This is a genomic window from Brevundimonas intermedia (genome assembly GCF_004614235.1).
In the GTDB taxonomy this organism is placed as follows: domain Bacteria; phylum Pseudomonadota; class Alphaproteobacteria; order Caulobacterales; family Caulobacteraceae; genus Brevundimonas; species Brevundimonas intermedia_A.
The window spans coordinates 629,985-654,626 of the sequence record NZ_SPVH01000006.1 but is presented as its reverse complement, the minus strand read 5'-3'; the positions used below and the strand labels follow the sequence as shown (position 1 = coordinate 654,626).

The 24,642-nt window shown below is 67.8% G+C and carries 31 protein-coding genes; 5 read left to right on the top strand and 26 right to left on the bottom strand.

Annotation, left to right across the window (positions count from 1 at the left end; genetic code table 11):
- Positions 1 to 62 precede the first annotated feature (62 nt).
- The 24 genes from ftsH to EGY25_RS09365 form a co-directional block, all read right to left on the bottom strand.
- Positions 63 to 2,021, bottom strand: coding sequence for an ATP-dependent zinc metalloprotease FtsH (ftsH, locus tag EGY25_RS09485; RefSeq protein WP_135194738.1), 1,959 nt, complete (start codon positions 2,019 to 2,021; stop codon positions 63 to 65).
- A gap of 86 nt (positions 2,022 to 2,107) precedes the next feature.
- Positions 2,108 to 3,367, bottom strand: coding sequence for a tRNA lysidine(34) synthetase TilS (tilS, locus tag EGY25_RS09480; RefSeq protein WP_209308026.1), 1,260 nt, complete (start codon positions 3,365 to 3,367; stop codon positions 2,108 to 2,110).
- On the bottom strand, positions 3,358 to 4,203 hold the full coding sequence (locus EGY25_RS09475) for a tol-pal system protein (RefSeq protein ID WP_135194737.1): 846 nt from the start codon (positions 4,201 to 4,203) through the stop codon (positions 3,358 to 3,360). Before EGY25_RS09475 ends, tilS begins: the two co-directional genes overlap by 10 nt.
- 41 nt (positions 4,204 to 4,244) lie before the next feature.
- Complete coding sequence (locus EGY25_RS09470) at positions 4,245 to 5,387, bottom strand: DUF3667 domain-containing protein (protein WP_135194736.1); 1,143 nt, start codon at positions 5,385 to 5,387, stop codon at positions 4,245 to 4,247.
- A 126-nt stretch (positions 5,388 to 5,513) separates the two neighbouring features.
- Positions 5,514 to 6,074 carry a peptidoglycan-associated lipoprotein Pal gene (gene pal, locus EGY25_RS09465; RefSeq protein WP_135194735.1) on the bottom strand — a complete coding sequence of 187 codons (561 nt, stop codon included), beginning with the start codon at positions 6,072 to 6,074 and terminating at the stop codon, positions 5,514 to 5,516.
- Between the two features lie 141 nt (positions 6,075 to 6,215).
- Complete coding sequence (tolB, locus tag EGY25_RS09460) at positions 6,216 to 7,547, bottom strand: Tol-Pal system beta propeller repeat protein TolB (protein WP_135195592.1); 1,332 nt, start codon at positions 7,545 to 7,547, stop codon at positions 6,216 to 6,218.
- 124 nt (positions 7,548 to 7,671) lie between these two features.
- A complete protein-coding gene (locus tag EGY25_RS16540; protein ID WP_167762526.1) occupies positions 7,672 to 8,523 on the bottom strand; it encodes a hypothetical protein in 852 nt (283 codons plus the stop codon).
- Positions 8,524 to 8,528: 5 nt separating this feature from the next.
- Positions 8,529 to 8,996, bottom strand: coding sequence for an ExbD/TolR family protein (locus EGY25_RS09450; RefSeq protein ID WP_135194734.1), 468 nt, complete (start codon positions 8,994 to 8,996; stop codon positions 8,529 to 8,531).
- Positions 8,997 to 8,999: 3 nt separating this feature from the next.
- A complete protein-coding gene (gene tolQ, locus EGY25_RS09445; RefSeq protein WP_135194733.1) occupies positions 9,000 to 9,752 on the bottom strand; it encodes a protein TolQ in 753 nt (250 codons plus the stop codon).
- A 139-nt stretch (positions 9,753 to 9,891) separates the two neighbouring features.
- Positions 9,892 to 10,323: a hypothetical protein gene (locus EGY25_RS09440; protein ID WP_135194732.1), complete on the bottom strand. Its 432-nt coding sequence runs from the start codon at positions 10,321 to 10,323 to the stop codon at positions 9,892 to 9,894.
- 203 nt (positions 10,324 to 10,526) lie between these two features.
- Complete coding sequence (gene ybgC, locus EGY25_RS09435; protein ID WP_135194731.1) at positions 10,527 to 10,988, bottom strand: tol-pal system-associated acyl-CoA thioesterase; 462 nt, start codon at positions 10,986 to 10,988, stop codon at positions 10,527 to 10,529.
- Positions 10,989 to 10,997: 9 nt separating this feature from the next.
- The gene (locus EGY25_RS09430; protein WP_245159418.1) at positions 10,998 to 11,384 is read right to left on the bottom strand and encodes a hypothetical protein; all 387 of its coding nucleotides are present in this window, start codon (positions 11,382 to 11,384) and stop codon (positions 10,998 to 11,000) included.
- Entirely contained in the window at positions 11,381 to 12,847 is a 1,467-nt protein-coding gene (locus tag EGY25_RS09425) for an alpha/beta fold hydrolase (RefSeq protein WP_135194730.1), read from the bottom strand. Before EGY25_RS09425 ends, EGY25_RS09430 begins: the two co-directional genes overlap by 4 nt.
- Before the next feature lie 76 nt (positions 12,848 to 12,923).
- A complete protein-coding gene (locus EGY25_RS09420) occupies positions 12,924 to 13,199 on the bottom strand; it encodes a BrnA antitoxin family protein (protein WP_135194729.1) in 276 nt (91 codons plus the stop codon).
- Positions 13,192 to 13,452, bottom strand: coding sequence for a BrnT family toxin (locus tag EGY25_RS09415; protein ID WP_135194728.1), 261 nt, complete (start codon positions 13,450 to 13,452; stop codon positions 13,192 to 13,194). The genes EGY25_RS09420 and EGY25_RS09415 overlap by 8 nt, the downstream gene beginning before the upstream one ends.
- Positions 13,449 to 14,486 carry a Holliday junction branch migration DNA helicase RuvB gene (ruvB, locus tag EGY25_RS09410; RefSeq protein WP_135194727.1) on the bottom strand — a complete coding sequence of 346 codons (1,038 nt, stop codon included), beginning with the start codon at positions 14,484 to 14,486 and terminating at the stop codon, positions 13,449 to 13,451. The genes EGY25_RS09415 and ruvB overlap by 4 nt, the downstream gene beginning before the upstream one ends.
- A 157-nt stretch (positions 14,487 to 14,643) precedes the next feature.
- The gene (ruvA, locus tag EGY25_RS09405) at positions 14,644 to 15,276 is read right to left on the bottom strand and encodes a Holliday junction branch migration protein RuvA (protein ID WP_135194726.1); all 633 of its coding nucleotides are present in this window, start codon (positions 15,274 to 15,276) and stop codon (positions 14,644 to 14,646) included.
- A gap of 169 nt (positions 15,277 to 15,445) precedes the next feature.
- Positions 15,446 to 15,964 (bottom strand): crossover junction endodeoxyribonuclease RuvC, encoded by a 519-nt coding sequence (ruvC, locus tag EGY25_RS09400; RefSeq protein WP_135194725.1) that lies wholly within the window; start codon positions 15,962 to 15,964, stop codon positions 15,446 to 15,448.
- Between the two features lie 47 nt (positions 15,965 to 16,011).
- The gene (locus tag EGY25_RS09395) at positions 16,012 to 16,710 is read right to left on the bottom strand and encodes an MgtC/SapB family protein (RefSeq protein WP_135194724.1); all 699 of its coding nucleotides are present in this window, start codon (positions 16,708 to 16,710) and stop codon (positions 16,012 to 16,014) included.
- Positions 16,711 to 16,887: 177 nt separating this feature from the next.
- Positions 16,888 to 17,184: a hypothetical protein gene (locus tag EGY25_RS09385; protein ID WP_135194723.1), complete on the bottom strand. Its 297-nt coding sequence runs from the start codon at positions 17,182 to 17,184 to the stop codon at positions 16,888 to 16,890.
- Positions 17,185 to 17,280: 96 nt separating this feature from the next.
- On the bottom strand, positions 17,281 to 17,799 hold the full coding sequence (locus EGY25_RS09380; protein WP_135194722.1) for a hemerythrin domain-containing protein: 519 nt from the start codon (positions 17,797 to 17,799) through the stop codon (positions 17,281 to 17,283).
- Between the two features lie 78 nt (positions 17,800 to 17,877).
- Entirely contained in the window at positions 17,878 to 18,153 is a 276-nt protein-coding gene (locus tag EGY25_RS09375; protein WP_135194721.1) for a type II toxin-antitoxin system RelE/ParE family toxin, read from the bottom strand.
- Positions 18,150 to 18,431, bottom strand: a complete 282-nt coding sequence (locus EGY25_RS09370; protein WP_135194720.1) for a hypothetical protein — start codon at positions 18,429 to 18,431, stop codon at positions 18,150 to 18,152. The genes EGY25_RS09375 and EGY25_RS09370 overlap by 4 nt, the downstream gene beginning before the upstream one ends.
- Before the next feature lie 36 nt (positions 18,432 to 18,467).
- Positions 18,468 to 19,241 (bottom strand): YebC/PmpR family DNA-binding transcriptional regulator, encoded by a 774-nt coding sequence (locus tag EGY25_RS09365; RefSeq protein ID WP_135194719.1) that lies wholly within the window; start codon positions 19,239 to 19,241, stop codon positions 18,468 to 18,470.
- A gap of 136 nt (positions 19,242 to 19,377) precedes the next feature.
- Here EGY25_RS09365 and EGY25_RS09360 point away from each other — a divergent pair, with 136 nt between their 5' ends.
- Positions 19,378 to 19,578 (top strand): hypothetical protein, encoded by a 201-nt coding sequence (locus EGY25_RS09360; RefSeq protein WP_135194718.1) that lies wholly within the window; start codon positions 19,378 to 19,380, stop codon positions 19,576 to 19,578.
- Between the two features lie 24 nt (positions 19,579 to 19,602).
- Here EGY25_RS09360 and EGY25_RS09355 read toward each other — a convergent pair whose 3' ends face one another.
- Positions 19,603 to 20,883, bottom strand: a complete 1,281-nt coding sequence (locus EGY25_RS09355; RefSeq protein ID WP_135194717.1) for an arsenic transporter — start codon at positions 20,881 to 20,883, stop codon at positions 19,603 to 19,605.
- A gap of 82 nt (positions 20,884 to 20,965) precedes the next feature.
- On the opposite strand from EGY25_RS09355, the gene EGY25_RS09350 reads away from it, so the two are divergent.
- Genes EGY25_RS09350 through arsH form a run of 3 tightly spaced genes read left to right on the top strand, consistent with a single transcriptional unit; the run spans position 20,966 to position 22,474 of the window.
- On the top strand, positions 20,966 to 21,301 hold the full coding sequence (locus tag EGY25_RS09350; protein ID WP_209308025.1) for an ArsR/SmtB family transcription factor: 336 nt from the start codon (positions 20,966 to 20,968) through the stop codon (positions 21,299 to 21,301).
- A 7-nt stretch (positions 21,302 to 21,308) separates the two neighbouring features.
- The gene (arsC, locus tag EGY25_RS09345) at positions 21,309 to 21,734 is read left to right on the top strand and encodes an arsenate reductase (glutaredoxin) (protein WP_135194715.1); all 426 of its coding nucleotides are present in this window, start codon (positions 21,309 to 21,311) and stop codon (positions 21,732 to 21,734) included.
- Positions 21,731 to 22,474, top strand: coding sequence for an arsenical resistance protein ArsH (gene arsH / locus EGY25_RS09340; RefSeq protein WP_135194714.1), 744 nt, complete (start codon positions 21,731 to 21,733; stop codon positions 22,472 to 22,474). The genes arsC and arsH overlap by 4 nt, the downstream gene beginning before the upstream one ends.
- Positions 22,475 to 22,933: 459 nt before the next feature.
- Here arsH and EGY25_RS09335 read toward each other — a convergent pair whose 3' ends face one another.
- Complete coding sequence (locus EGY25_RS09335) at positions 22,934 to 23,368, bottom strand: acyl-CoA thioesterase (protein ID WP_135194713.1); 435 nt, start codon at positions 23,366 to 23,368, stop codon at positions 22,934 to 22,936.
- A gap of 133 nt (positions 23,369 to 23,501) precedes the next feature.
- On the opposite strand from EGY25_RS09335, the gene EGY25_RS09330 reads away from it, so the two are divergent.
- The gene (locus EGY25_RS09330; protein ID WP_135194712.1) at positions 23,502 to 24,632 is read left to right on the top strand and encodes a zinc-dependent alcohol dehydrogenase family protein; all 1,131 of its coding nucleotides are present in this window, start codon (positions 23,502 to 23,504) and stop codon (positions 24,630 to 24,632) included.
- Positions 24,633 to 24,642: the final 10 nt, after the last annotated feature.

Below are 24,642 nucleotides of genomic sequence, written 5' to 3'. Positions count from 1 at the left end.
GAAAAACCCGCCGGGAGATCGCTCTCCCGGCGGGTTCATCGTCTTCAAACCTGAACCTGGGTTCAGTGAACCGTCGGCACGCTGGTTGCAGCGGGCGCAGCGACCGGCACCTCGATGTCGGTGCCGTCCGACACCGGCGTCACCGGCACCGAAACCGAGGGTCCGGCGTTGGGGAAGTTGTTCTCGTCGCGGTTCGGCGCGACGCCCTTCTCCAGCAGGTCCTTGATCTCCTCGCCCGACAGGGTCTCGTATTCCAGCAGGGCCTGGGACAGTTTCTCGTGGTCCTCGGCCTTGGTCGTCAGGATGTGGCGCGCATCGTCCCAGCCGGCGGACACCAGGCGACGCACTTCCTCGTCGATGGTGCGCGCCGTCTCTTCCGAGACGTTCTGGCTGCGCGCGACCGAGTGGCCCAGGAACACTTCTTCCTGGTTCTCGCCGTAAGCCACCGTGCCCAGCTTCTCGGAGAAGCCCCAGCGCGTGACCATGGCGCGCGCCAGCTTGGTCGCCTGTTCGATGTCCGACGAGGCGCCCGAGGTGATGTTCTCCTTGCCGAAGATCAGTTCCTCCGCGACCCGGCCGCCGGCCATGATGGCGATCCGGTCGATCATCTGCTGGTATTTCATCGAATAGCGGTCGCCTTCCGGCAACTGCATGACCATGCCCAGGGCGCGGCCGCGCGGAACGATGGTCGCCTTGTGGACAGGGTCGGCCATTTTCACATTCATGGCGACGATGGCGTGACCGGCCTCGTGATAGGCGGTCAGGCGCTTTTCTTCCTCGTTCATCGCCATGGAGCGACGCTCGGCGCCCATCAGCACCTTGTCCTTGGCGTCCTCGAAGTCGCGCTGGGTGACCATGCGACGGTCCTTGCGGGCCGCCGTCAGGGCCGCCTCGTTGACCAGGTTGGCCAGGTCGGCGCCCGAGAAGCCGGGCGTGCCGCGCGCGATGGTCTTTGTGTTCACGTCGGCGGCCAGGGGCACGTCCTTCATGTGGACGCGCAGGATGCGTTCGCGGCCCGAGACATCCGGGTTCGGCACCACCACCTGACGGTCGAAACGGCCGGGACGCAGCAGGGCCGGGTCCAGCACGTCGGGACGGTTGGTGGCGGCGATCAGGATGATGTTCTCGGAGGCTTCAAAGCCGTCCATCTCGACCAGCAGCTGGTTCAGCGTCTGTTCGCGCTCGTCGTTGCCGCCGCCCAGGCCGGCGCCGCGATGGCGACCGACGGCGTCGATCTCATCGATGAAGATGATGCAGGGCGCATTCTTCTTGGCCTGTTCGAACATGTCGCGAACCCGCGACGCGCCGACGCCGACGAACATCTCGACGAAGTCCGAACCCGAGATCGAGAAGAAGGGCACGCCCGCCTCGCCCGCGACCGCGCGGGCCAGCAGCGTCTTGCCGGTGCCGGGAGGGCCCACCAGAAGCGCGCCCTTGGGGATCTTGCCGCCCAGACGCTGGAACTTGCCCGGATCCTTCAGGAAATCGACGACCTCCTGCAGTTCGTCCTTGGCCTCGTCCACGCCGGCGACGTCGTCGAATGTCTTGCGACCCTTGTGCTCGGTCAACAGCTTGGCCTTGGACTTGCCGAAGCCCATGGCGCCCTTCGCCCCACCCTGCATCTGGCGCATGAAGAAGATCCACACCCCGATCAGCAGCGCGATAGGCAGGATGCCCAGCAGCAGGCTCATCCAGATCGACTGGCCGCCCGACTTGGCGTCGATCTCGACGTTGGCCGCCAGCATCTGGGCCACCAGCTGTTCGTTGGGATAGACGGTCGTGGAGGTGAAGCGGTCGCCGTTCTTCAGCTCGCCGTTCACCTTGTCCAGACGGATGGTGACTTGCTTGACGTCGCCGGCGTTCACCCGCTGCACCAGTTCGGAATAGCTCATCACTTCGGGTTTGCCGCCGGGCGGCTGGCCCGCCACGCCGTTCATGGCCCCGCCCTGGGACAGGGCCGCATAGCCCGCCAGAAGCGCCAGGATGATCACGCCGGTGATCGCCAGATTACGCAGGTTCATTGAGGTCCTCGGTCGTCCGCGAACCCGGATGGGTCGACGGTCTGGATGTGTCTGTCTGGGAAAATAGGAGCTTAATCAGCGTTACGCTATCGGGTGGCGGAAATCAGGTCGTCTTCGTGCGTCGTTTCGTCCAGCGCCAGCCTGAGCCGTTCCGCGACAAGCGCGCGCCGTTCGACCCCTTCGCCTGCAAGAACCGGCGCCAAGCCTGCGTCCCTGATCAACACAGGCCAGGCCCCACGCGTGGCGGCCGGCAGTCGCCCGATCTCGGCCCGGTCCGCGTCCGACAGGCTAGACAACCGCCCCCGCGCCGCCACGACCGACCAGCCGGGGCGTTCGGCGCGAAACGCGAACCGCCCGTCCCACACCGCCTCGACGCCGGGCGCCAGCACCAGCGGCGCCGCCCCGCGCCGCCCCAGCTCGCCCGCCTCGCGCATCACCCGCACCCCATCACCCGCCGCCTCGATCCGCGCGCCGCACAGGGTCGCAGCGAAATCCGCGCCCGTCTTCAGCCGCGCCGTCAAAGCCTGAAGCCGCGCCCCACGCGGCGGCGTCCCTCCGCCGCCGACGCAGACCAGGGCCGCCGCCAGCGCCCGCGCCCCGATGTCGCGGTCCACCCTTGCCATCGCCTGCTCGTCCATCGTCGGACGTCCGCCCGCGCCGCCCCGCACCACATCCGGCGTTTCCGGGACCGCCCCCGCCAGCGCCCGTTCCTTTAGGATATGCCGCGCCCGGCTGCGCCCAAATCTCGGATCGGCGTTGGCGGGGTCCTCGATCCAGTCCGCCCCCTGCCCGGCCAGCCAGTCCCGCAACACCCCGCGCCGCTCGCCCAGCAGGGGCCGCAGCAGCATCAGCCCCCGCCCCTGCGGCCAGGCCGGCGACGGCGACCATTCGCGCACCCGCCCCAGGGTCGAGCCTTGCGCCCGCATCAGATCGGCCTCGGCGATGTCGTCGGCGGTATGGGCGAACAGCACGACCCGCGCCCCGGCCTCGCGCGCCGCATCGGCGATCAATTCATGTCGCGCCGCCCGCGCCGCCGCCGTCAGCCCGGTCTTCGGCTTGTCCCCGTCCCAGCTCAGCCCGCGCCAGTCCGCCCCCGCCGCACGCGCGGCCTCTCCAGCAAACTTCGTCCAGCCGCCGCTCTCCGCATTCAGCCGATGATCCACGGTCAGGGCCAGCACGCGCCGACCCCACCCGCGCGCCCAATCGGTCGCCAGCCGCAACAGGGCCACGGAATCCCCGCCCCCCGACAGGGCCAGCGCCAGCGGTCGCTCCGTCTCTGGCGTCAGTCGTGCATCCAGCCGCGCGAACGCTCGCGCCGTCAGATCATTGTCGGGCTTCAGGCGCACCCGCCCGTGGTCTTCAACTGGGCCGCCCGCGCCTTCTGCGGGTCAGAGGCGGCGGGCGCATAGCGACGGGTGAACTCGCCCAGGGCCGCACAGCCCTGCGGCTTGCGCTGGGTCGAAAACAGGGCGTCGGCCAGTTTCAGCGTCGTGTCCGCCGCCCAGCCGATGCGCGGCCAGTCCTTCAGCGCGGCGGCGTAATAGGGCACCGCCCCCGCCTTGTCGTTGGCCGCGACCCGCAGGTCGCCCAGGCGAGAGTTGGCCTCGCGCGATTGCGGCGTATCGGGCCAGGCCGCGATCACCGTCTCCAGCGCCCGCTCGCCGCGCGGCCGGTCGCTGGACAACAGGGCCACAGCCGCCGCCAGGTCGCGCGTCGCATCGCCGGTCGGCGAGGTCGCCTCGATCGGCGCATTCAGCTCGGCCGCCGTCTCCAGCTTCTGAAGACGCGCCTCGGTCTCGGTCAGCCGTGCGGTCAGGGCTTGGTTGTCGCGCGTGGCCTCGTCCAGCTGGAACGTCAGCCGCTCGTTGTCGCCATTGATGCGGCGCACCGTGGCCTCCAGGTCGCCCAGCCGCCGATCCATCAGGGCGAACTGCCCCTGCAGGGTCACCACCTCGGGGTCCGGCTCGACCAGCACAGGCTGGCCGGCGGCGTTCCTCTGGGTCAGGGCGCGCTCCAGCCGGCGCACATTGCGGTCCAGCTGGTCCAGGCGGCGATTGTCCCACTGGGTCCGCTCCATGATGTTGGGCTGGGCCTGTTGCGCGACGGCGGCGCCGCCGATCAGGACCACGCCGAGGGCGGCGGCGGCGAGAAGGTGAACACGAGAGATCGAGAGCTTGGTCATACCTCTAGCTTTCACCGATTTGGGGCCGCCGCAAGGCCGAGCTAATGCCCCAGCCCCAGATAGACGATGGCCGTGACGAACAGGCCCACCACGATGTTGCAGAACACCAACAGCGCCGTCGTCCGCCACACGGCCGAGAACCAGGACAGCGAATAGGCGCCCTTCATCTGGGCGAACATATGCACCGGCACGGCCAGCACCCCCAGGGTGATGACGATCTGACCCAGCCACCCCGCCAGCGTCGCCGACAACACCATCAGCATCAGCAGCATGGCCATGAAGGTCAGCGAATAAAGGACGAACACCCCGTGATCGTACAGGGTGAACCCGCGCTTCCACAAGAACAGCAGGGCTACAAACGGGATCGACAACGGCACCAGCAGGAAGGCGAACTTGTACATCGTCTGCTGCAATTTATAGAACGCCAGGTCCGGGTTCTGCAGCTTCTTCAACACCGTGGCGCCGACGCCGTGACCTTCCTTGTTCGCGTCCTGGCCGACGACCTTCAGCTTGGTCTCGCCGCTCTCGCCGGTCGCCATGTCCTTGATGCTGGCCTGCCAGCTTCCAGGCTTCAGCCCATCAGCGCGGCCGTCGCGCTGTTCGACCTCCAGCCGGGCCAAGGCTGCGCGTCGGTCGTCGACCAGCTTCTGTCCGGCGTCGATCGCCATCTGCATCGTCGGGGCAGGCTGGGCTGCGCTCTCGGCGCGCAGCTGGACCAGCGCCTTTTCGGCCTCGGCCAGGCCGACGCGCTGGGCGGCGATCCGCTCGCTCATCTCCGCCGCCTCGCCGGTCTTCGATTCGGGGTGCGGCATGAAGCTGAGGGCGAAGAACATCACGAACAGGGTGAACAGGAAGATCGCCAGTGGCGACACATAGCGCGACCGCTTGCCCTCGACCCATTCGCGCGTCAGCCGGCCGGGGTTCAGCCACAGCAGCGGCAGCGTGCGCCAGATCCGGGCGTCGAAATGCATGACCCCGTGCAGCAGCTCTTCGCCCAGGTGCAGCAGGGTGCGGTGGACGTGGGTCGGCTGGCCGCACTCAGCGCAGAAGTTGCCGCTGGTCTGCGCGCCGCAGTCCGAACAGACGCCGTGGGCATGCGCCTCGCCCGCCTTGCCCGCGGGCTTCTCGATCGCGCCTGCGATCAGGCCGCCCGTGACGGCGCCGCCGGCCCCTTCGATGTCCATGTCCTGATCCCCCGATCCTTACGGCGACGTTCTTGCCGCCCGCCCGGCGTCAGGACAAGCGCGGAAACGAAAAGAGGCGCCGACCGGGGTCGACGCCTCTCTCGATAATCAGTCGTCTTTCGGTGTTTAGCGCGGCGCGCCCGACACGATGGCGGTGTGGGCGTTGCGGTTGCGCGCGAACGAATCCTCGCTCGACCCTTCCGCGATCGGACGCTCCTTGCCGAAGCTGATGGTGTCGATCCGACCCGCCGGAATGCCGCGGTTGATCAGATAGGTCCGTACCGACTCGGCGCGGCGGGCGCCCAGAGCCAGGTTGTATTCGCGCGTCCCGCGTTCGTCGGCGTTACCTTCGATGCGGATCGTCACCGACGGATAGCGCTGCAGCCACTGCGCCTGGGCGTCCAGGCGCGGCATGGCCTCGGGACGAACCTCATAGCTGTCCAGGTCGAAATAGATGCGGTCGCCGACGTTGACGACGAAGTCCTGCTCGGTTCCCGGCGCGGCCGAGCCCATGTTCCCACCGGTGACGGGGCCCGTCGGCGCGGTCGGATAGGCGGGGCCGCTCGGGATCGTGCCGGCGTCCGGGCCGGGCACGCCGGTGTCCACGGGCGGCTTGCGGGTGCAGGCGGCCATGGCGGCGACGGCGCAGCCCACCATCGCCAGCTTGAGAATGCGGGAAGTCTTCATGAGGTCGTCTCCTGACGGTGTTTCTTATGCGAGGCCGCAGCCCTCAAGCTTGGCGTTACTGTCTGCCTTGGGCGATTTTTCGGCGCCAGAGGCGATAACGCACAGTTCAGCTTTAAGGCTCCGAAGTGATCGGCGCAGTGTTTACGACGGACAGGCGTCCGCGCCCTGGTTCATGCCCAGATTGGTCGGCGGGCGGTCCAGCAGCGGCGACCAGGCGGGGTCGGTACCGCGCCCGTTATAGCCGGCCTGCGACACCACCCGGCCCGACAGGTCCACGGTCCACAGACGCGTGTCGCCGCCGCGCGTCTGGCGCGCGAACATGACGTAACGGCCGTTGGGCGCCCAGTTCGGGCCTTCCTCGAAATAGCTGGACGACAGGATGCGCTCGCCCGATCCGTCCGCGTTCATCACCCCGGTCGAGAACTGGCCGCCGCCCTGTTTGGTGAAGGCGATCAGATTGCCGGTCGGGCTCCACGACGGCGCCGTATACAGGCCGCCCCCGCGCGAGATCGGCCGCTGGCCCGATCCGTCCGAGCGCATGACATACAGCCGCGCCGACCCCGAACGGTCCGAGGTGAAGACGATCTGGCTGCCGTCCGGGCTGAACGAGGGCGAGGTGTCGATGCCCGGATCATTGGTCAGGCGCGTGATCTGGCGGCTTCTCAGATCCATCACATAGACGTCGGTGTTGCCGCCCCGGATGATCGAGAAGGCGATCTTGTTGCCGTCGTTGGAGAAGCGCGGCGCCAGCACCTGCCCGTCGAACTCGCCCAGGCTTTCGCGCCGGCCGGTCGTCAGATTGTACAGGTAGATGCGGCTGTAATCCTTGCCCAGCGCCACATAGGTGATCTCGTCCGGCTGCGACAGCGAGAAGCGCGGCGACATGATCACCTCGTCGCCCTGGGTCAGATAGGTCGGGTTGAACCCGTCCTGATCGGCGATGGTCAGGCGGTTGATCCGGTTCAGCTGCGTGCCCTCTTCGGACACGAAGATCACGCGAGAATCGAAGAAGCCGCTCTCGCCCGTCATGCGCTGATAGATGACGTCCGAAATCTTGTGCGCGATCCGGCGCCACTGTTCCTGCGTCGCCGTGAACTGATAGCTGACCAGCTGGCACTGGCGATACGGATCATACAGGCGGAAGCCCACGTCCAGCCGCCCGTCGCCTCGGGTCGTCACACCGCCATACAGCACCGCCTGCGCCCCGATCTGGGTCCATTGCGGAAAGTTGGGCGCATTGGCCAGCGTCAGGCCGGTCTCGATGAAGCTGGACGGGCTCAACGGCTCGAAGAAGCCCGACCGTTTCAGATTGCCGCTGACCACGTTTGAGATGTCCGCCCCATGCGTCCCCGCAAACGGCACGACCGCGATCTGAAGGGCGCGCAAATCTGCTTGGTTGATAACGATGTCAGCAGTCTGAGATGGTGGATTTGTTTGGGCGACCGCACTCACAGGCGCAACTATCGCCATCATTGCGATACCGATGCAGGTTCTTAGCTTCACCAGAATCTCCCTCTTCAATCAGACGAACGGCAAGCGCGGAACATCCGCAGACAGCTTGACGGCCAATAAGGCGTTTTCGAGCCGTAACAGCAAATCAGCACCACGTTGAGGTATTGAATACGAACGGCAAATCTTGCTCTTCATAGCCGTTCGGCATGTTGAAGGGCTGAGACGCCAAAATCGCTTGAACAACGCGTTCAGAAATTGGATTGCGCGCCCCCTGGATGCGAGGCGAACCGACAATCCGCCCCCTGCTGTTTAGTCGAACCAGAACTCTAACCAATGTTGAGTCTGCTCCCGGCAAATCGCAGTTCAGTTGCGGCGGACGAACTTGAGCCCCCAAAGCTTGAAGGTCGGCTCTGCCAACAGCCTGAGACGCCGTTCCCGCCCCCTGCTGACCCGTCGCCGGCCTTCCGCGATTGTTGGTCGGGCGCGTGGGTCCGGCCAGGGCGTCCAGGTCCAGGCTCGGCTCGGGGCGTTGCGGCGCCGGGCGGGCGGGCGCGGGCGTCGCCGGACGTGGATTGGTCGGGGCCTTGGTCGGCGGCGCAGGCGTCGGCGGCTGGGGCCGGGGCGGCGTCGGGCGAGGCGGTGTCGGACGCGGCGTGGGGGTCGGCGTCGGCGCAGGCGTCGGCCGCGCCGGCGTGGGTCGAGGGGGCGTCGGCGTGGGACGCGGCGCGGGCTGGGGCGGCGTCGGCTGGGGCGTGGGCGGAACCGGATCGGGCTGCTGCACCGGCGCGGTCGCGGCGTCGTCGGGCGAGGGTTCAGGCTGCGGATTGTCGGCCGGCGCGGCCTGGATCACCTCTTCCGAGACGATGGTCACCGGCACCGAGGCCACCAGCGGCGTCTCGTCCTCGTCGACCTTGTGCGAGAACGTCACGAAGGCGAGCGCGACTGCCCCGGCGTGCAGGGCGAGGGATCCGAGGATCGCGGGGCTCGGACGACGCAAGGGGCTCAGGCCTCCGGCGCCGTGTCGGTGATCAGGTTCAGCTTGGTGAAGCCCGAGGCGCTCAGCCGCGCCATACCCCGCGCCACCGCCTGATAGGGCGCGCGCCCGTCGGCCCGTACGAACACCGGCCGCTCGGCCGCCTGTTCCGCGCCGCCCGCCTCGGTCAGCAACCGCGCCGACAGGGCGTCGAAGGCCGTCTCGCTGTCGCCGACGAAGATGGCGCCCTGCTGGTCGATGCTGACCGACAGGGGTTCGCTCTTGATCTCGACCGCGCTGGCCTCGGTCTTGGGCAGCTCGACCGGCACCCCGACCGTCAGCAACGGCGCCGAGATCATGAAGATGATCAGCAGCACCAGCATCACGTCCACCAGGGGCGTGACGTTGATCTCGGTCAGCGGGCCCTTGCGCCCCCGCCGTCCGCGACGACCGCCGCCGCCGCTCGAACCACCGCCCCCACCGCCACCAAGCGCCATGGCTCAGCTGCCCCGCTTCAGGCTGAGGTCGCTGGACGCCACGGGCGGAGGCGGCGGGGCAGACGGGCTGCCCAGGCGGCGCGCCACGGCGGCCTGCAGGTCGTCCGCGAACGCCTCCAGCCGGTTCGAGAACTTGCCCGCATCGATCGAGAACTTGTTGTAGGCGATATAGGCCGGAATGGCCGCCGCCAGGCCGATGGCGGTGGCGAACAAAGCTTCCGCAATGGCCGGCGCCACGGTCGTCAGATTGGTGTTGCCCGCCGCCGCGATACGGCCGAACGCATTCATGATCCCCCACACCGTGCCGAACAGGCCGATGAAGGGCGAGGCCGTCGCCACGACCGACAGCACGCCCAGACCGTTCTCGATCCGCTGGCTCTCGCGCGTGATCAGACTGTTCATCGCCCGGTCGATCCGCGTCATCAGCAGGTCGCCCTGGTGTTCGTTCAGCGCCCCGCGCTGACGCGCCTCACGCCAGTCCGACAGGGCGATCACCAGCATGCGCGGCAGGGCGTGGTCCGGCGCGGGCCCGGCCTGGGCCGCGACGTCCTCCAGCGACCGGCCCGACTGGACCGCCTTTTCGAAGTCGTCGGCCTGTTTGTTCAGCGCCGTGAACCGCACCGCCTTGTCGATGATGATGGTCCACGACCAGATCGAGGCCGCCGCCAGACCGATCATCACCGTCTTCACCACCCAGTCGGCGGTCATGAACAGCTCGACGGGGTTCATCATCGAGGCGTCGACGGGCATAGTCATTCAGGCGCTCCGGGCGGAATCGAGTTCGTTCACGCCCTCTTCGACCCAGCGGACGTGACCATTGTGTGGCGTCCGGCCCGTTTAGCTCCGACCCGACCGCCCGTCATCTGACAGGCACGTCATAAGGGTTAACAGAGGGTTATTCCGCGCCCGATCTGCGGCTCGGATCGACCGCCACCGAGACGGGCGCGCCGACGCTGATGATCACGCCTTCGTGGCCTTCCTTGGCGATGGAATAGGTGGCGGCGTCGCGCAGCAGCTGTTCCTCGCACAGACGGTCGCCGGCTCGGCCCAGTTCGGCGCAGCCGCGCTTGGCCGCATCGGTCCAGCCCAGCACCCGGCGCGTCGCCGCCTCGGCCCGTTTGATCGCCGCCTCGTCTTCTGCGGCGGCTTGCGCGATCAGGGCCTGACGCGCCCCCTGCTGGTATTGCAGCTCGGCCTGGCCCGCCATCTTGCGTTCCCAGACCTTGTAATAGGGACAGCCCACCAGCCCGCCGCCGATCAGCAGCAGGAACAGCAGGACCGTGACGATCACCGCGCTGGTGGACATCTTGTAGGTTTCGGCAGCCATGACGTTTCCCCTCGTTTCGGAACGATTTTAGCGGAATCTGCGACGCCCCACAGCCCCCTCTCTTCCGCTCATCCCGGCGAAAGCCGGGACCCAGTGTTTTGGGCGAAAGTTGTCTGAGATCAAAAGTCGATGGTCATCCGGCGCACTGAAGATGCGACAGAACTGGGTCCCGGCTTTCGCCGGGATGAGCGGGAGGGGAAGGTCTAAGCCTTGCCCGCACTCGCCGCCAGCCACGGCGTCACCTTCTCGATCAGCCCCTTCGAGGGCCGGCGTGGTCGTCCGTCCAGGTGGATGCAGACCGCCGTCACCTCGGCGCGGCACAGCACCTCGCCCGCCCGCTCGACGCTCTGGCGGATGATCAGCCGCACCCCCTTCACCTCTTCATACAGCGTGCGCACCACCAGGGCGTCGTCGATCCGCGCGGGCTTCAGGTATTTGATGGTCATCTCGGCCACAACGAAGGCCAGGGGCTCGGCCTCTGCCAGCAGGTCGGCGTGCCCCACCCCGATGGCGCGCAGGAAGTCGGATCGTCCCCGCTCGAAATAGCGCACATAGTTGGCATGATAGACCAGGCCGGTGAAATCGGTGTCCTCGTAATAGACGCGCACCGGCAACAGGTGATCGCGCCCCTCGAAACGGCCGGCGGTGGGAAGGTCGATGCTCATCCGTGCAGTCTAGCGCACCGGAGACGGCTGCGTAGGCCCCTGCATGAAACCGGGGCAATAGCGCTGACGCATCTCGCGAAACTCGGTCGGCAACGGATCGTCGCTGAACAGGATGCGGTTGGGGATGGACACGAACCCGACCGCCGGCCCGCCCGCGACCCGCCCCATATAGCCGCACACCGCCCGCCTCTGGCCGGCCTCGGCATAGCGCAACTCGGCGCCGGGGCCCGCCTGGATGCGGATCTGGCGCGTGACCCGCGTCGAGGCCGGCTCGGGCGAGGGCGTGTTCGCCGGCCGCATCGCGACCCAGGCGGCGACGGCGCACAGGGCCAGAACGACCGCCGCCGCGATCATCGTCCACCGCTGTCGCGGGCTGCGATGCGGCGTCATCCTCATGCGGCGGGCGCATCCAGGGTGAAGTCCAGCGGCGTGTCGGCGGCCGGCAGGCAGCTGCGATCCACCGGCCTGGACGGATCGCGCAGGAAGTCGCGCGCCATCTTGCGGGTGCAGGCGCTGGCGTTGATCACTCCGTGGGTGGCGTTGGTAACGATCACCACCTGGCTGTGGGAATAGCCTTTGGCCGCCGCCTCAGTCAGGGGCGGCGGGCAGCCGGGATCGATCTCGGCGGCGACGAACAAGGTCGGGATGTCGGTCAGGACCGGCAGGTTCTCGATCGGCTTGGCCGGCCGCTCGCCCACGGCCGCACAGACGTCGAACAGACGCGACAGCGACGGGACCAGCACCTCGGCCACCGGATCGCCCGCCGCGCCCGCGACCAGCCGCGCCCTGGATTCGAACGGCAGCTCCTCCTTGCAAAGGTGCGCCATATGCTGGCCCTCGAAATAATAGGTCCGGTCCTCAGCGATCTCGGCGACGGGGCTCAGGTCGCCGGCGATGATCTTGTCCAGATCGACCGGCAGCCCCCGCACCCCCGTGGCGCTATAGGTCTTGTCCATCAGAAAGGCCGAGAGGTCGTCGACGGTGAAGGTCCGCCCGTCCTTGCCCGTCACCGGCCCCGCCAGCCATTTGCGCGCCTCGGCCTCGAACCGCGCCTGCAGGTCCGGATGTTGCGCCGCGCAAGCCGTCTGGGCCGCGCATTTGGCCAGGATGATCTTCACCGCCGCCGACACCTGTTCCGGCGTGCCGACGGCCCAGTTGCTCTCGGGCGGCCAGGGGCTGTCCATCACGGCGGCGCGCACGATCTGGGGCTGATGGGTGATGACGGCGGCCTCGATGCGCGGCCCGTACGATCCGCCCCACAGGTCGATCGTCGTCAGGCCCAGCGCCTGGACCATGTCCTTCACGTCGTCGGCGATGGCGGCGGCGTTGTACTGGTTCAGATCGACGCCTTGCACCTGATACCCCTTCAGACAGGCGATCAGCCCGTCGCGATCCGCATCGGACGGCGGCCCCGCGTCGGTCAGCTGCACGCCCGGACAGTCCATCGACGGCGTGCTCGCCCCGCCGCCGCGCTGATCGAACAGGATCACGTCCTGATTCACCGCGAAGGCCTCGGGATTGCGGCGCAACGCCCCCAGCATCCGCCCCGCCCCCGGCGTCAACGCCCCGCCCGGCCCGCCGTGGAACATCACCATCGGTGGCAGCGCCTGTCCCGAAGCGTCCTTGAACGGCGCGCTGGCCTTGATGATCACCACGGCGACGTCGATGCGCCGGTCGCTGATCGACCCGTCGCGCGCCTCATCCACCGTCAGGGTCCCGCAGCGAACCTCGCGCAGGCCCGAGGGCCAGTCGCTGGGGCAGGCCTTGTCGGTGAACACCGGCGCCGCCGCGCGGGCGGGCGGCGCCAGAACGGTCAGGCCGGACGCGAACGCCAGAACGGCCAGGGTGCGCAGGATCATGGGACGGCTCCGGTTCGACGCCACCAAACCCTCGCCCGCCCCGCTTGGCAACCGCCTATTCGAGCTTAGGCCCCCGTCAGGCCGCGTGCTTTTTCCGCGCCGCTTCCGTCAGAGCATCCGCCATCCGCTCGCGCCAATCCTCGCCCTCCTCGGCGAAGGCGCAAATGGTGTCCGGTGACAGCTTCAGCGCCACCTCCCGTTCGGCGTCGAGTTGAGTATAGAGGTCGGGCAGCACGTCCCGCAAAGGCTGCGCCTTGGCGAAGTCCTCGTCCGTCCATTCCGGATTGTCTTGATCGTCAATCTCGACGTCTTCGTAATCGCTCTGATCAAGGCTGAGTTTCGGATCAGCCATAGCGTTTGTTCTCCTTGGCGTTCGCTCGCCGCAGACTGATGGCCCTCAACGTCCCGTCCCGGAAGGTGAAGGCCAGCATGTGCAGCCGCCCGTCCATCATACCATAGGCCCGCCAGCGTGGCTCGCCGTAATCCTGACGGTCGTCCGCAAGCACGAAGGCGGCGCGGAGATCGATTTCGTCGGCACGGGCCAACGACAATCCAGGCTTCTCGCGATTGCTCGCATCCTTGCCCGGATCGACGGCGACCTTCACTCGAACAGGTCGCCCGGCGTCGGATTGCCGGGAACCTTGGGCGGCTCGCCCAGCCCCAGGTGGGCATAGGCCTTGGCGCAGGCGACGCGTCCGCGCGGGGTGCGCATGATGAAGCCCTGTTGCATCAGATAGGGTTCGATCACGTCCTCGACCGCGTCGCGCGCCTCGGCGATGGCGGCCGCCAGCGTGTCCATCCCCACCGGCCCGCCGCCGTAGTTCTCGATCAGCGCCTTCAGGAACCGTCGGTCCAGACTGTCCAGCCCGGCCTCGTCCACCTCCAGCCGCGCCAGCGCCCGCGCCGCCACCAGTTTGGAGATGGTCTCGGCCCCCTCGGCGGAAGCGAAGTCCCGCACCCGACGCAGCAGCCGCCCGGCGATGCGCGGCGTGCCCCGCGCCCGAGACGCGATCTCGCGCGCACCCTCCTCGTCGATGGCCGCCCCCATCTTGCGCGCCGTGCCGCGCACCACCGCCGTCAGTTCTTCGGGACTGTAGAATTCCAGCCGCAGCGGAATCCCGAACCGGTCCCTCAGCGGCGTCGCCAGCAGGCCCGCCCGCGTCGTCGCCCCGACCAGGGTGAAGGGCGCCAGATCGATCCGCACCGAGCGCGCCGACGGTCCCTCGCCAATGATCAGATCCAGCACATGGTCCTCCATGGCCGGATACAGGATCTCCTCCACCAGCGGGCTCATCCGGTGGATCTCGTCAATGAACAGGACGTCGCGCGGTTCCAGATTGGTCAGGATCGCCGCCAGATCGCCGGCCTTGGCCAGGATCGGACCGGACGTGGCCCGAAACCCCACGCCCAGTTCGCGCGCCACGATCTGCGCCAGCGTCGTCTTGCCCAGCCCCGGCGGCCCGAACAGCAGCACGTGGTCCAGCGCCTCGGCCCGCCCCCGCGCCGCATCGATGAAGACCTTCAGATTGCCCTTGGCCTGCGACTGTCCGACGAACTCCGCCAGCGTCTGCGGCCGCAGCGCGCGGTCGTAGGCTTCGCCGGGGGCGGCGTCGGGGGAGATGATGCGGTCGTCGGTCATCGGGCGCCCGAGTGGCGAGTGACGAGTGACGAGTGGCGAGTGAATAGTGAGCGCAGGGGTGAGCGAGTCTGTGTGAACCTAGACCGGTCGCAGCTCACCTCTTGCTCACTAGCACTTCTCACGCCTCGCCACTCGCCACTCGCCACTCGCCACTCTCTCACCGCCCCAACTCCTGCAAGGCCGCCCGGATCACGGCGGGCAGTTCCGCCTCGTCGCCCCCGTTTTTCGACTCAAGCCGGATCAGCGCCTGATCCACGGCCCGGCGCGCATTGACCTCGGCGACGCCCAGCCCCAGCAGGGCCGACACCGCCTCGCCGGTGATGGACGGCGGCGGCGGCGCGATCTCGACATGCATGCCCGGCGCGGTCGGCGCGAAACTGACGTCGCCCAGCGGCTTGCCCTTCAGCTCGGTCACGATCCTCAGCGCCAGTTTCGGTCCCACGCCGTTGGCCCGCGCCACCGCCGCCTTGTCCTCGCGCGCCACCGCCCCCGCCAGTTCGCCGGGCGGCAACACGTCCAGCACCGCCAGCGCCGCCTTCGGTCCCACCCCCTGGATGGCCAGCAGGGTGGTGAAGGCCCGCCGCTCGTCGCGCGTCAAAAATCCGTACAGGCGCGGCCCCGCGTCCTCGCTCCACTGCGAATGCACATGCACCGTGGCCTCATCGCCCGGCGCCGGCAACCGTCCCAGCGTCCGCGCCCCGCACGACACGACATAGCCCACGCCCGCACAGTCGATCAGGCATTCCGCCTCCCCGACCTCGGCCAGCACGCCCCGCAAACGTCCGATCATGACTGTCTCCTCCCCATCTTGATGGGGAGGGGGACCGCGAAGCGGTGGAGGGGCTCTTGACGCCCCACCCGCGCCTGCCGCGCGGAAAGAACCCCTCCGTCACGGCGCGAAGCCGCGCCGCGCCACCTCCCCATTGCGAGCAATGGGGAGGAGACCGGATACACCCCCCTCACGCTGCCCCCCGATGCATCGCTTCCAGCAAGGCCCGTTTCCTCAGTTGCGCATGGGTGACCGCCACGGCCAGGGCGTCCGCCGCATCCGCCTTCACGTCGCCGGCAGTCGGCAGCAGCCGCTTCACCATGAAGGCGATCTGGCTCTTGTCCGCATGGCCCGCCCCGACCACGGCCTTCTTGATCAGATTGGGCGAATATTCCGCCACCGTCAGCCCCAGCTTGGCCGGCGCCAGCATCACCGCCGCCCGCGCATGGCCCAGCTTCAGGGTCGAGGACGGGTTCACGTTGACGAACACCTCTTCCACCGCCGCCTCCTCGCAGCCGTGGTCGGCGCAGATCACGCCCAGCGACTCAAACAGATGCAGCAGCCGCTCGCTGAACGGCGCGGTCTCCGGCGGGCTGACCACCCCGTGCGCCACCCACCTCAGCCGCGCACCGTCGGACACGATCACCCCCCAGCCGGTGCGTCGCAGACCGGGGTCCAGGCCGATGATTCTGACAGGTTCGTTCGCCATCCGTTCCCCTCATGCCGCAAAGAGGGTTATCGGGCAATGAACGGTTTTCAGTCGTCGCGCGGGTCCAGGCTGTAGGCGACCACGCCGGGTATCGCGCACAGCTGCTCCGCCAGTCGCTTCAGCTGGCTTTCCTCCGCCGCCCTCAACCGCCACGTCCGCCGCACGGTGCGCCCCTCGTCGATCAGTTCGAACGTATCGTGCCGCACCTCCGCATCGATCGCCCTCAAGGCCGCCTCGATGGCCGGCTCAGGCGACGCCTCGCGCCGCTCCCAGCACACCTCGGCGTCCACCACCGTTCGCGCCGGCAGCCGGCCGTTGATCAATTTCAGCCCGATCAGGATCACGGCCGTCACCACCGTCGCCGCCGAGCCCAGCGCATACAGGCCCGCTCCGAACAGAATGCCGATCGCCGAGGTGATCCACAGCGACGCTGCCGTGGTCAGGCCGTGGATCGAAAACCCGGTGCGAAAGATCACGCCGGCACACAGGAAGCCGATGCCCGTCAGCACGCCGTGCGCCATCCGCGTCGGATCGGTGACGATATTCTCGTCGGGCAGAGCGCGGAACGCCCAATCCGCCTGCGACATGGCCGCCAGCATCAGCAGGGCCGAAGCCAGACTGACCAGGATATGCGTCCTCAGGCCCGCCGCTCGCCCGCGCCATTCCCGCTCGAAGCCGATCACCCCGCCCGCGATCACCGCGCCCAGAATCGGCAACACCGCGCCTTCGAGACTGCCCAGATTCATCCCCCCTCAACGACGGGGCGCAGCAGGATGTTCCTTGGACGGAAAGTCCTGCGACACCCTGTTCGCAGGCCGGCTATCAGCCGTGTTTTCGATATAGGCTACCGGGTCCTTGTTCACCGGCTTGCCTGCCGTGATGTGCTCGGCCTCAAAGGCGGCGAACTTGACCGCCAGGTCGCCTCAGTGCTGCATCAACAAAGGCCGCCGACGCTCGGTTTCCGGCGCCGCTGGCGGAGATGGCGGCTCTGCCGGGGCCTGCTCGACGACGACCGTCTCGACATCTGCAGGGACACTCACAGACGCTGGCTCCGGCTGCGGCGTCACCACGACCGGCGGGGCCTCGACGACAACCCGTTCAGGCGCTGCCTCCTCCGGTCGATCCACCAGCGCCGTCTGAACCCGCGAGACCAGCCAGGTCGCCACGGCGGCGGCGCACAACAGCACGACGACCGCCCCTGCCCAGGCGCAAACCTTCACCCACGCCCACCGTCGTCCCTCGATAGGCGGACTGGCGGCGCCTGGCAGATCGGATCTCGGATCGCCATCCTGCGGCATCGTCCGTCGCTCCCCGCCTCAGCCGTGCTTCTCTATATAGGCCTCAGGGTCCTTGTTGACCGGCTTGACCCCGGTGATGTGCTCGGCCTCGAAGGCGGCGAACTTCACCGCCAGCGCATGGCGCGTCTCGATGTCCGCATTCATTCGGAAGTCGGTCAGCCCCTGCCGCTCCTCCTCGCCCATATGCTTGGAGTTGACCACGTTCGCCTCGCCCACGGCGTCTAACCAGGCCTTGGTCCCGACCTCGTGCTGCTCCACCGCCTTGACCGCGTTTCGCAGCTTGTTGTGATCCTCGATGGCGTCCTCGGTCTCGCCCTCGACCGTGCCGTCCTCGGCGTCGTTGGCGCCCTCGCCCTGTTTCAGCAGCTCGGGATAGAAGAACCGTTCCTCGGCCTCGGCGTGCACGTCCAGAAACGCCGACAGCCTCAGCCACACGGCGCTCAGCGCATCCACGTCCTTGGGATCGATCTGTTCGATGATCGCGAACAGCCGACGCTGTTCGGCATGGTCGTCGAGGATCAGCTGGGTGATGTCCATGGGGCGCTCCAGGCGTAACGGTGAAGCCTCGTTACGCCTTCGCCGCCCCCCGGTTCCGTGCGAACGACTCGCTGGTCGTCAGGCGAACGGTTCGCGTGCGCCGTGCCACACCCGAGCGATCTCGATGTGAGCCGCCTTGACCCGATAGATGATCAGGTAACCGGTCTTGGCCACGACGAACTGTCTCAAGCCGCCCCTGAGACGTCGCCCTGTTTCGGGAAAAACGCTCAGGCCGTCGACGGCGTCGATGATGCGGTTTTCGACCAGGGTCGCGGCATTGACGCTATCGGTCGCGATATACCGCCAGACCTCTTCAAGATCCGTACGGGCGGCAGGCGACCAGATAATTTTCAACGCTGGGTCCGCGCCGCCTGACGCGCGCGCAACTCGGCGACGACCACCTCGTGCGGGATGCCTTCTCCGGCGTCCAGCGACCTCAGCGCCTCGTCTATGGCCGCCTGGAAGGCCGCTTCTTCTTCAGCGGACAGGAAGGGAACCGCCTCGTCCTCGACCGCCATATCCAGCACCGCCATCGCGACGATGTCGTCGATCGGCGCCTGCCTGGCGTCCGCCAGGGCATCCAGCTTGGCCTTGACGGCCTCGTCCAGGGCGATGGTCACGTGCACGGTCATGCGGGGGACCGTATCACAGCCCCCGCTCAGCGGAAATCAGCCCGCGTATTTCGCCGCGTCCTCGTCCGAGACATCCTCGTTGGAATAGACCGCCGACACGTCGTCCTCGGCGTCCAGGGCGTCCAGCAGTTTGAACAGCGTCCCGACAGCGTCGCCGGTGACCGGCACTTCCGACTGCGGCTTCCAGACGATGGCCGTCGACTTGGGGTCGCCCAGCACCTTGGACATGGCCTCGGCGACCTCGTTCAGGTCCTCGAAGGCGGTCCAGATCGTGTGGCCCGGGGCGTCTTCGTAGATGTCGGGCTTGACCAGGTCGCTCTCGACGTCCTGGGCGCCGGCCTCGATGGCGGCCTCCATCACGGCGTCTTCCGAACCGGCTTCGGCGGCATATCTAATCTGCCCTACTTTGTCCCACATGAAGGCGACCGAGTTCATCTCGCTCAGGGCGCCGCCGTTCTTCTTGAAGGCTGCGCCGATGTTCGACGCCGCGCGGTTGCGGTTGTCGGTCAGGGCCTCGACGATGATGCCGACCCCGCCCGGTCCCCGGCCCTCGTAGCGGACCTCTTCCATCGTATCGACGTCGCCGCCCGAGGCCTTGTTGATGGCGCGGGTGATCACGTCCTTGGGCAGGCTCTCGGCCTTGGCGTTGTTGACCGCCAGACGCAGGCGCGGGTTCAGCGCCGGATCGGGCATGCCGTTCTTGGCCGCCACGGTGATGTCGCGCGACAGTTTGGAGAACAGCTTGGAGCGCTGCGCATCGGCGCGCCCCTTGCGGTGCATGATGTTCTTGAATTTCGAGTGGCCGGCCATGGGATCGTCTTCGTGCGTTCTGGAACCTGAGCGGGCGGTCCTAAACCACCAGCGTCATCCTGTCACGATGGACGACAGGGGTGGAACCTCGACCTTTTGCGCGTATTGATCCCCCGCAGACAGACGGAGCGCAGCCATGACCGCAGACGACACCATCTACGAAGCCCAAGGCTACACGGACGAAGACCTGCACGAGGCCGACATCGTCGAATGGTACGAGACCCGCCCGGTCACCGTCTCGACCGCCGTCGCCACCGGCGCCATCGTCACCGCCTTCACCCTGGGCGCCCTGACCGCCGTCGGCGCCCTGTTCCTGATCGGCCGCCTGGACGACTGAAGGCCGGGAGACCGGTCGCCGCCGTCACACGGTCAGTCTCAAGGCCAAGGCCGCCAAGGTCACGGCGAGCACAGGTAAGGTCATGACGACCCCGACCTTGAAGTAATAGCCCCAGCCGATCTTCACGCCCTTCTTCGCCAGGACGTGCAGCCACAGCAAGGTGGCGAGCGAGCCGATCGGCGTCATCTTGGGGCCCAGGTCGCTGCCGATGACATTGGCGTAGATCATCGCCTCCTTGACCGCGCCCGTCGCCGACGAGGCGTCGATGGACAGGGCGCCGATCAGGACAGTCGGCATGTTGTTGGCGATGGACGACAGGAAGGCGGTCAGGAAGCCGGTCCCGAAGGCCGCGCCCCACACGCCGCCTTGCGCGAACTCGTCCAGCAGCCCTGCGACATGGCGAGTGAGGCCGGCGTTGCCCAGCCCATAGACCACCAGATACATGCCCAAGGAGAAGATCACGATCTGCCAGGGCGCCTCGCGCAATACGGTCGTGCTGATCACCGCGCCCCGACCCGCGACCACCAGAAGCATGGCCGCGCCCGCAGCCGCGACGGCCGAGACGGGGACGCCCCTGGGCTCCAGCACGAAGAAGCCGACCAGCAGCAGGGCCAGCACGATCCACCCCGCGAGGAAGGTCGCCCGGTCCTTGATCGCCGTCGCCGGAAGGGCGAGACGGTCGATGTCATAGGCCCTGGGGATGTCGCGCCCGAAGACCGCGAACAGGACCACGAGCGTTGCGTCGATGGCCGCCAGGTCCACGGGGATCATGACCGCCGCATAGCGGTCGAAGCCGATGTCGAAGAAGTCGGCCGAGACGATATTGACCAGATTGGACACCACCAGCGGCAGGCTGGCGGCGTCGGCGATGAAGCCCGCCGCCATGACGAAGGCCAGGGTCGCCTTTGGGCCGTAGCCGAGCGCCAGCAGCATGGCGATGACGATGGGCGTCAGGATCAGCGCCGCCCCGTCATTGGCGAACAGGGCCGACACCGCCGCCCCCAGCAGGACGAACAGCACGAACAGCCTGCGCCCATGGCCGCCGCCCCAGCGACCGACGTGCAGGGCGGCCCATTCGAAGAAGCCGGCCTCATCCAGCAACAGGCTGATGACGATGATGGCGATGAAGGTCGCCGTCGCATTCCAGACGATGCCCCAGACCACGGGGATGTCGTTCAGGGTGACGACGCCCAGCAACAGCGCGACCGCCGCGCCGCCCATCGCGCTCCAGCCGATCTGCAAGCCCTTTGGCTGCCAGATCACCAGGGTGATGGTGACCGCGAAGATCAGAAGGGCGACGATCATGGGGCGGCTCCGCAGAGGCCGACCTGCGACCTCAGCGAGCCCTCTAGCTTGCACTCGACCATATTTCCAGTATCTCGGAATAATGGAATCCGAACCCGCCATCCTCGCGCTCGCCGCCCTGGCACAGTCCACGCGACTGGACGCCTTTCGGCTGCTGGTCCGCCACGAGCCGGACGGCCTGCCTGCCGGAGAGATCGCCGACCGGCTCGCCGTCCCGACCAATACGATGTCGGCGCATCTAGCCGTGCTGTCCCGCGCGGGACTGATCACGTCGCAAAGACGAAGCCGCTCGATCATCTATCGCGCCGATCTGGATCGGCTGCGCGAGGTCGTCCTCTTCCTGCTCAAGGACTGCTGCCAGGGCCGCGCCGAGCTTTGCCAACCCCTGCTGGCCGAACTGGCCCCGTGCTGCGACTGAGGCTTCAATGGACGTCGTCATCTATCACAACCCCGCCTGCGGGACGTCGCGCAACACCCTGGCCCTGATCCGCCACGTCGGGATCGAACCGCACGTCGTCGAATACCTGAAGACCCCGCCCAGCCGGACGCTGGTGGCGCAACTGGTCGAACGGATGGGCGGATCGGTGCGCGACATCCTGCGCGAGAAGGGCACGCCTTATGCCGAACTGGGCCTGGACGACGCCGCCCTGTCGGACGACCAGCTGCTGGATGCGATCGAGGCTCACCCGATCCTGATGAACCGCCCCATCGTCGTCACGCCTTTGGGTGTGAAACTGTGCCGCCCGTCCGAGGCGGTGCTGGACCTGCTGCCCCAGGAGGGGCTGAAGCCCTTCGCCAAGGAGGACGGCGAGGTCGTCGTCGACGCCGACGGGCGCCGCGTGATCGGATGAGCCGCCTTCGCGACCTGCCCGATCCCGATCATCTGCCGGCCCTCGATCCGGCCTATCTCTCGACCACGCCCGCGCAGGGCCTGGGGCCGACCGATCCCGCGCCGCGCATCCTCCTGCTCTACGGCTCCCTGCGTGAGCGGTCCTTCTCTCGCCTGTGCGTCGAGGAGGCGGCGCGGCTGCTCCAGGTCATGGGGTGCGAGACCCGCATCTTCGATCCGTGCGACCTGCCGCTGACCGATCAGGTCGCCGGCGACGACCATCCGGCCGTGCACGAACTGCGTGAACACGCCATGTGGTCCGAAGGCATGGTCTGGTGCAGCCCGGAACGGCACGGCCAGATCTCGGCGATCATGAAGCTCCAGATCGACCACCTGCCGCTCAACATGGGCGGCATGCGCCCGACCCAGGGCCGCACCCTGGCGGTGATGCAGGTATCGGGCGGCTCGCAGAGCTTCAACGCCGTCAACACCCTGCGCCTGCTCGGTCGATGGATGCGGATGATCACCATCCCAAACCAGTCCAGCGTCTCCAAGGCCTTCATGGAGTTCGACGACGCCGGCCGCATGAAGCCGTCCGCCTATTACGACCGGATCGTCGATGTGATGGAGGAACTGGTGCGGTTCACGGTCCTGACCCGGCCTCACGCCACGCAGCTTGTGGACCGCTACTCCGAGCGAAAGGCGGAGCAGACGCCGATAGACCGCTCAAAGGACTTGTCCTCAATCGCCGGCGGTTCGTAGACACCGCGCCCCTTACCCACCCGCAGTTTCTCCACCACGGCCTTCAACTTGGGGGGAGGCGAGCTACTGCGCTTCGCTATCGGCCCCAGGCGAAAACAGCCCTGTGACGAATATCTCTCATACCCCAGACGAACGCTGAGGCCGCCCCAGCCAAGACCATGTTTTTTGCAATCGCCACTGGTCCCGCACCCGAGACGAGGAACAGGCTAAGGCAGAGCCCTCCGATCGCCCCCAGCACCGCCACGTTCAAGCATTCCCTCCAGAAAGATATTGGCGAGGGCGCTAGGAATATTGCCGGTAGGATCAGCATCATGAAGCAGAACCCGATCCCCGCACCGAAGAGGGTGTGAGCTTGGCCGGACATCCGCCCGCCCAGAGCGGACAGCGCTACTGCTAGCGCGACAAGACCCAGGGCCGTAGCCCATATCACCCTTGGATGCTTGTCGAGCGACACCACCCTCACCCCGCCCGCAAGTTCTCCACCACCGCCTTCAGCTTGGCCGGCAGCGGCTTGGGCCGGCGGGTTTCGGCGTCGACATAGACGTGGACGAAATGGCCGATGGCGGCGGGGACGTCGGCGCTGCGCTTGAACACGGCGAACCCATAACTGACGCTGGAGGTGCCGATCTTGTCGACCTTGATCCCGACCTCGATCACGTCGGGGAACTTCAGCGACGAGGTGTAGCGGCAGCCGGAATCCACCACCAGGCCGATGGACTCGTCCAGAGCATTGGCGATCAGCAGGTGGGCGTTCACCGCCGAGTCGACGAACTCGTAGAATTTGGCGTTGTTGATGTGCCCGTACTGGTCGTTGTCGGCCCAGCGCGTCGAGACCATGTGAAAGGCCTTGTAGGTCGCGCGTTGGGCCAGGGCGCCCTCGTCTCGTTTCGGCATCGTCGTCTCCCTCGGCGACGCGAACCGTCGCTCTCGATACCGACGCTCTAGCTTGGACGACGCTGCGTCAAGCGCCTATCGGTAGATGCCTGATCACGAACGCGCTGGTCTTTTCGGACATGAGGACAACAGCATGAGCATCCCGACCCGCGCCGCCGTCCTGTCCCGCATGGGCGCCGCTCCCCCCTATGCCGACAGCCGCCCCCTGTCGGTCGAGACCGTGACGCTGGACCCGCCCGGCCCCGGCGAGGTCTTGGTCGCCATCAAGGCCGCCGGCCTGTGCCACTCGGACCTCAGCGTCATCAACGGCGACCGCCCCCGCCCCCTGCCCATGGCCCTGGGCCACGAGGCTGCCGGCGTAGTCGAGGCGCTGGGGGACGGCGTCACGGACCTCAGCATCGGCGATCACGTCGTCATGGTCTTCATGCCCTCGTGCGGACACTGCGATCCCTGCGCCGGCGGCCGTCCCGCCCTGTGCGAGCCGGGCGCCGCCGCCAACGGCAAGGGCGAGCTGCTGTCCGGCGCCCGCCGCATCTTCCGCGAGGGCGAACCGGTCAACCACCACCTCGGCTGTTCCGTCTTCGCCGAACGCGCCGTCGTTTCACGCCGCTCCCTGGTGAAGATCGACCCAGCCCTGTCGTTCGAGGAGGCGGCCCTGTTCGGCTGCGCCGTCCTGACCGGCGTCGGCGCCGTGGTGAACACGGCGGGGGTGAAGGCGGGCCAGAGCGTCGTCGTCATCGGCCTGGGCGGCGTCGGTCTGGCCAGCGTCCTGGGCGCCCTGGCCAGCGGCGCGTCGCCCGTCATCGCCGTCGATCTGTCCGAGGACAAGCTGGCCCTGGCCCGCACCCTGGGACCGGTTCAGACGGTCAACGGCGCCGACCCCGATGCGGTCGATCAGGTCCGCGCCCTGACGAACGGCGGCGCCGACTTCGCCTTCGAAATGGCCGGGTCGGCCCGCGCCCTCGACACCGCTTGGCGGATGACCCGGCGCGGCGGAACCACCGTCACCGCCGGCCTGCCCCCGCCCGACGCGGCGCTCGCCGTCAACATCGTCTCCCTGGTCGGGGAGGAGCGCACCCTGAAAGGCTCCTACATCGGCACCTGCGTCCCCAGCCGCGACATCCCCCGCTACGTCGCCCTCTACCGCCAGGGCCGCCTGCCGGTGGACCGGCTGATGAGCGGCGTCATCCCTCTGGACGACATCAACGCCGGCTTCGACCGTCTGCACGCCGGCGAGGTGGTGCGGCTGGTGGTCAGGCCCTGAACGTTAGGCC

Bases quoted from the DNA above. Each gene is read 5' to 3' on its own strand.
- EGY25_RS09350 (WP_209308025.1), top strand. From the start codon at position 20,966: ATGGAATCCGAACCCGCCATCCTCGCGCTCGCCGCCCTGGCACAGTCC.
- pal (WP_135194735.1), bottom strand. From the start codon at position 6,074: ATGAAGACTTCCCGCATTCTCAAGCTGGCGATGGTGGGCTGCGCCGTC.
- EGY25_RS09420 (WP_135194729.1), bottom strand. From the start codon at position 13,199: ATGGCTGATCCGAAACTCAGCCTTGATCAGAGCGATTACGAAGACGTC.
- arsC (WP_135194715.1), top strand. From the start codon at position 21,309: ATGGACGTCGTCATCTATCACAACCCCGCCTGCGGGACGTCGCGCAAC.
- ftsH (WP_135194738.1), bottom strand. From the start codon at position 2,021: ATGAACCTGCGTAATCTGGCGATCACCGGCGTGATCATCCTGGCGCTT.
- tolQ (WP_135194733.1), bottom strand. From the start codon at position 9,752: ATGACTATGCCCGTCGACGCCTCGATGATGAACCCCGTCGAGCTGTTC.
- EGY25_RS09335 (WP_135194713.1), bottom strand. From the start codon at position 23,368: ATGCCGAAACGAGACGAGGGCGCCCTGGCCCAACGCGCGACCTACAAG.
- EGY25_RS09330 (WP_135194712.1), top strand. From the start codon at position 23,502: ATGAGCATCCCGACCCGCGCCGCCGTCCTGTCCCGCATGGGCGCCGCT.
- ruvA (WP_135194726.1), bottom strand. From the start codon at position 15,276: ATGATCGGACGTTTGCGGGGCGTGCTGGCCGAGGTCGGGGAGGCGGAA.
- EGY25_RS09430 (WP_245159418.1), bottom strand. From the start codon at position 11,384: ATGAGGATGACGCCGCATCGCAGCCCGCGACAGCGGTGGACGATGATC.
- EGY25_RS09380 (WP_135194722.1), bottom strand. From the start codon at position 17,799: ATGGACATCACCCAGCTGATCCTCGACGACCATGCCGAACAGCGTCGG.
- EGY25_RS09440 (WP_135194732.1), bottom strand. From the start codon at position 10,323: ATGGCTGCCGAAACCTACAAGATGTCCACCAGCGCGGTGATCGTCACG.
- EGY25_RS09450 (WP_135194734.1), bottom strand. From the start codon at position 8,996: ATGGCGCTTGGTGGCGGTGGGGGCGGTGGTTCGAGCGGCGGCGGCGGT.
- ybgC (WP_135194731.1), bottom strand. From the start codon at position 10,988: ATGAGCATCGACCTTCCCACCGCCGGCCGTTTCGAGGGGCGCGATCAC.
- EGY25_RS09365 (WP_135194719.1), bottom strand. From the start codon at position 19,241: ATGGCCGGCCACTCGAAATTCAAGAACATCATGCACCGCAAGGGGCGC.
- EGY25_RS09470 (WP_135194736.1), bottom strand. From the start codon at position 5,387: ATGGACATCGAAGGGGCCGGCGGCGCCGTCACGGGCGGCCTGATCGCA.
- EGY25_RS09425 (WP_135194730.1), bottom strand. From the start codon at position 12,847: ATGATCCTGCGCACCCTGGCCGTTCTGGCGTTCGCGTCCGGCCTGACC.
- EGY25_RS09475 (WP_135194737.1), bottom strand. From the start codon at position 4,203: ATGACCAAGCTCTCGATCTCTCGTGTTCACCTTCTCGCCGCCGCCGCC.
- EGY25_RS09370 (WP_135194720.1), bottom strand. From the start codon at position 18,431: ATGACCGTGCACGTGACCATCGCCCTGGACGAGGCCGTCAAGGCCAAG.
- arsH (WP_135194714.1), top strand. From the start codon at position 21,731: ATGAGCCGCCTTCGCGACCTGCCCGATCCCGATCATCTGCCGGCCCTC.
- ruvC (WP_135194725.1), bottom strand. From the start codon at position 15,964: ATGGCGAACGAACCTGTCAGAATCATCGGCCTGGACCCCGGTCTGCGA.
- EGY25_RS09360 (WP_135194718.1), top strand. From the start codon at position 19,378: ATGACCGCAGACGACACCATCTACGAAGCCCAAGGCTACACGGACGAA.
- ruvB (WP_135194727.1), bottom strand. From the start codon at position 14,486: ATGACCGACGACCGCATCATCTCCCCCGACGCCGCCCCCGGCGAAGCC.
- EGY25_RS09395 (WP_135194724.1), bottom strand. From the start codon at position 16,710: ATGAATCTGGGCAGTCTCGAAGGCGCGGTGTTGCCGATTCTGGGCGCG.
- EGY25_RS09355 (WP_135194717.1), bottom strand. From the start codon at position 20,883: ATGATCGTCGCCCTTCTGATCTTCGCGGTCACCATCACCCTGGTGATC.
- tolB (WP_135195592.1), bottom strand. From the start codon at position 7,547: ATGATGGCGATAGTTGCGCCTGTGAGTGCGGTCGCCCAAACAAATCCA.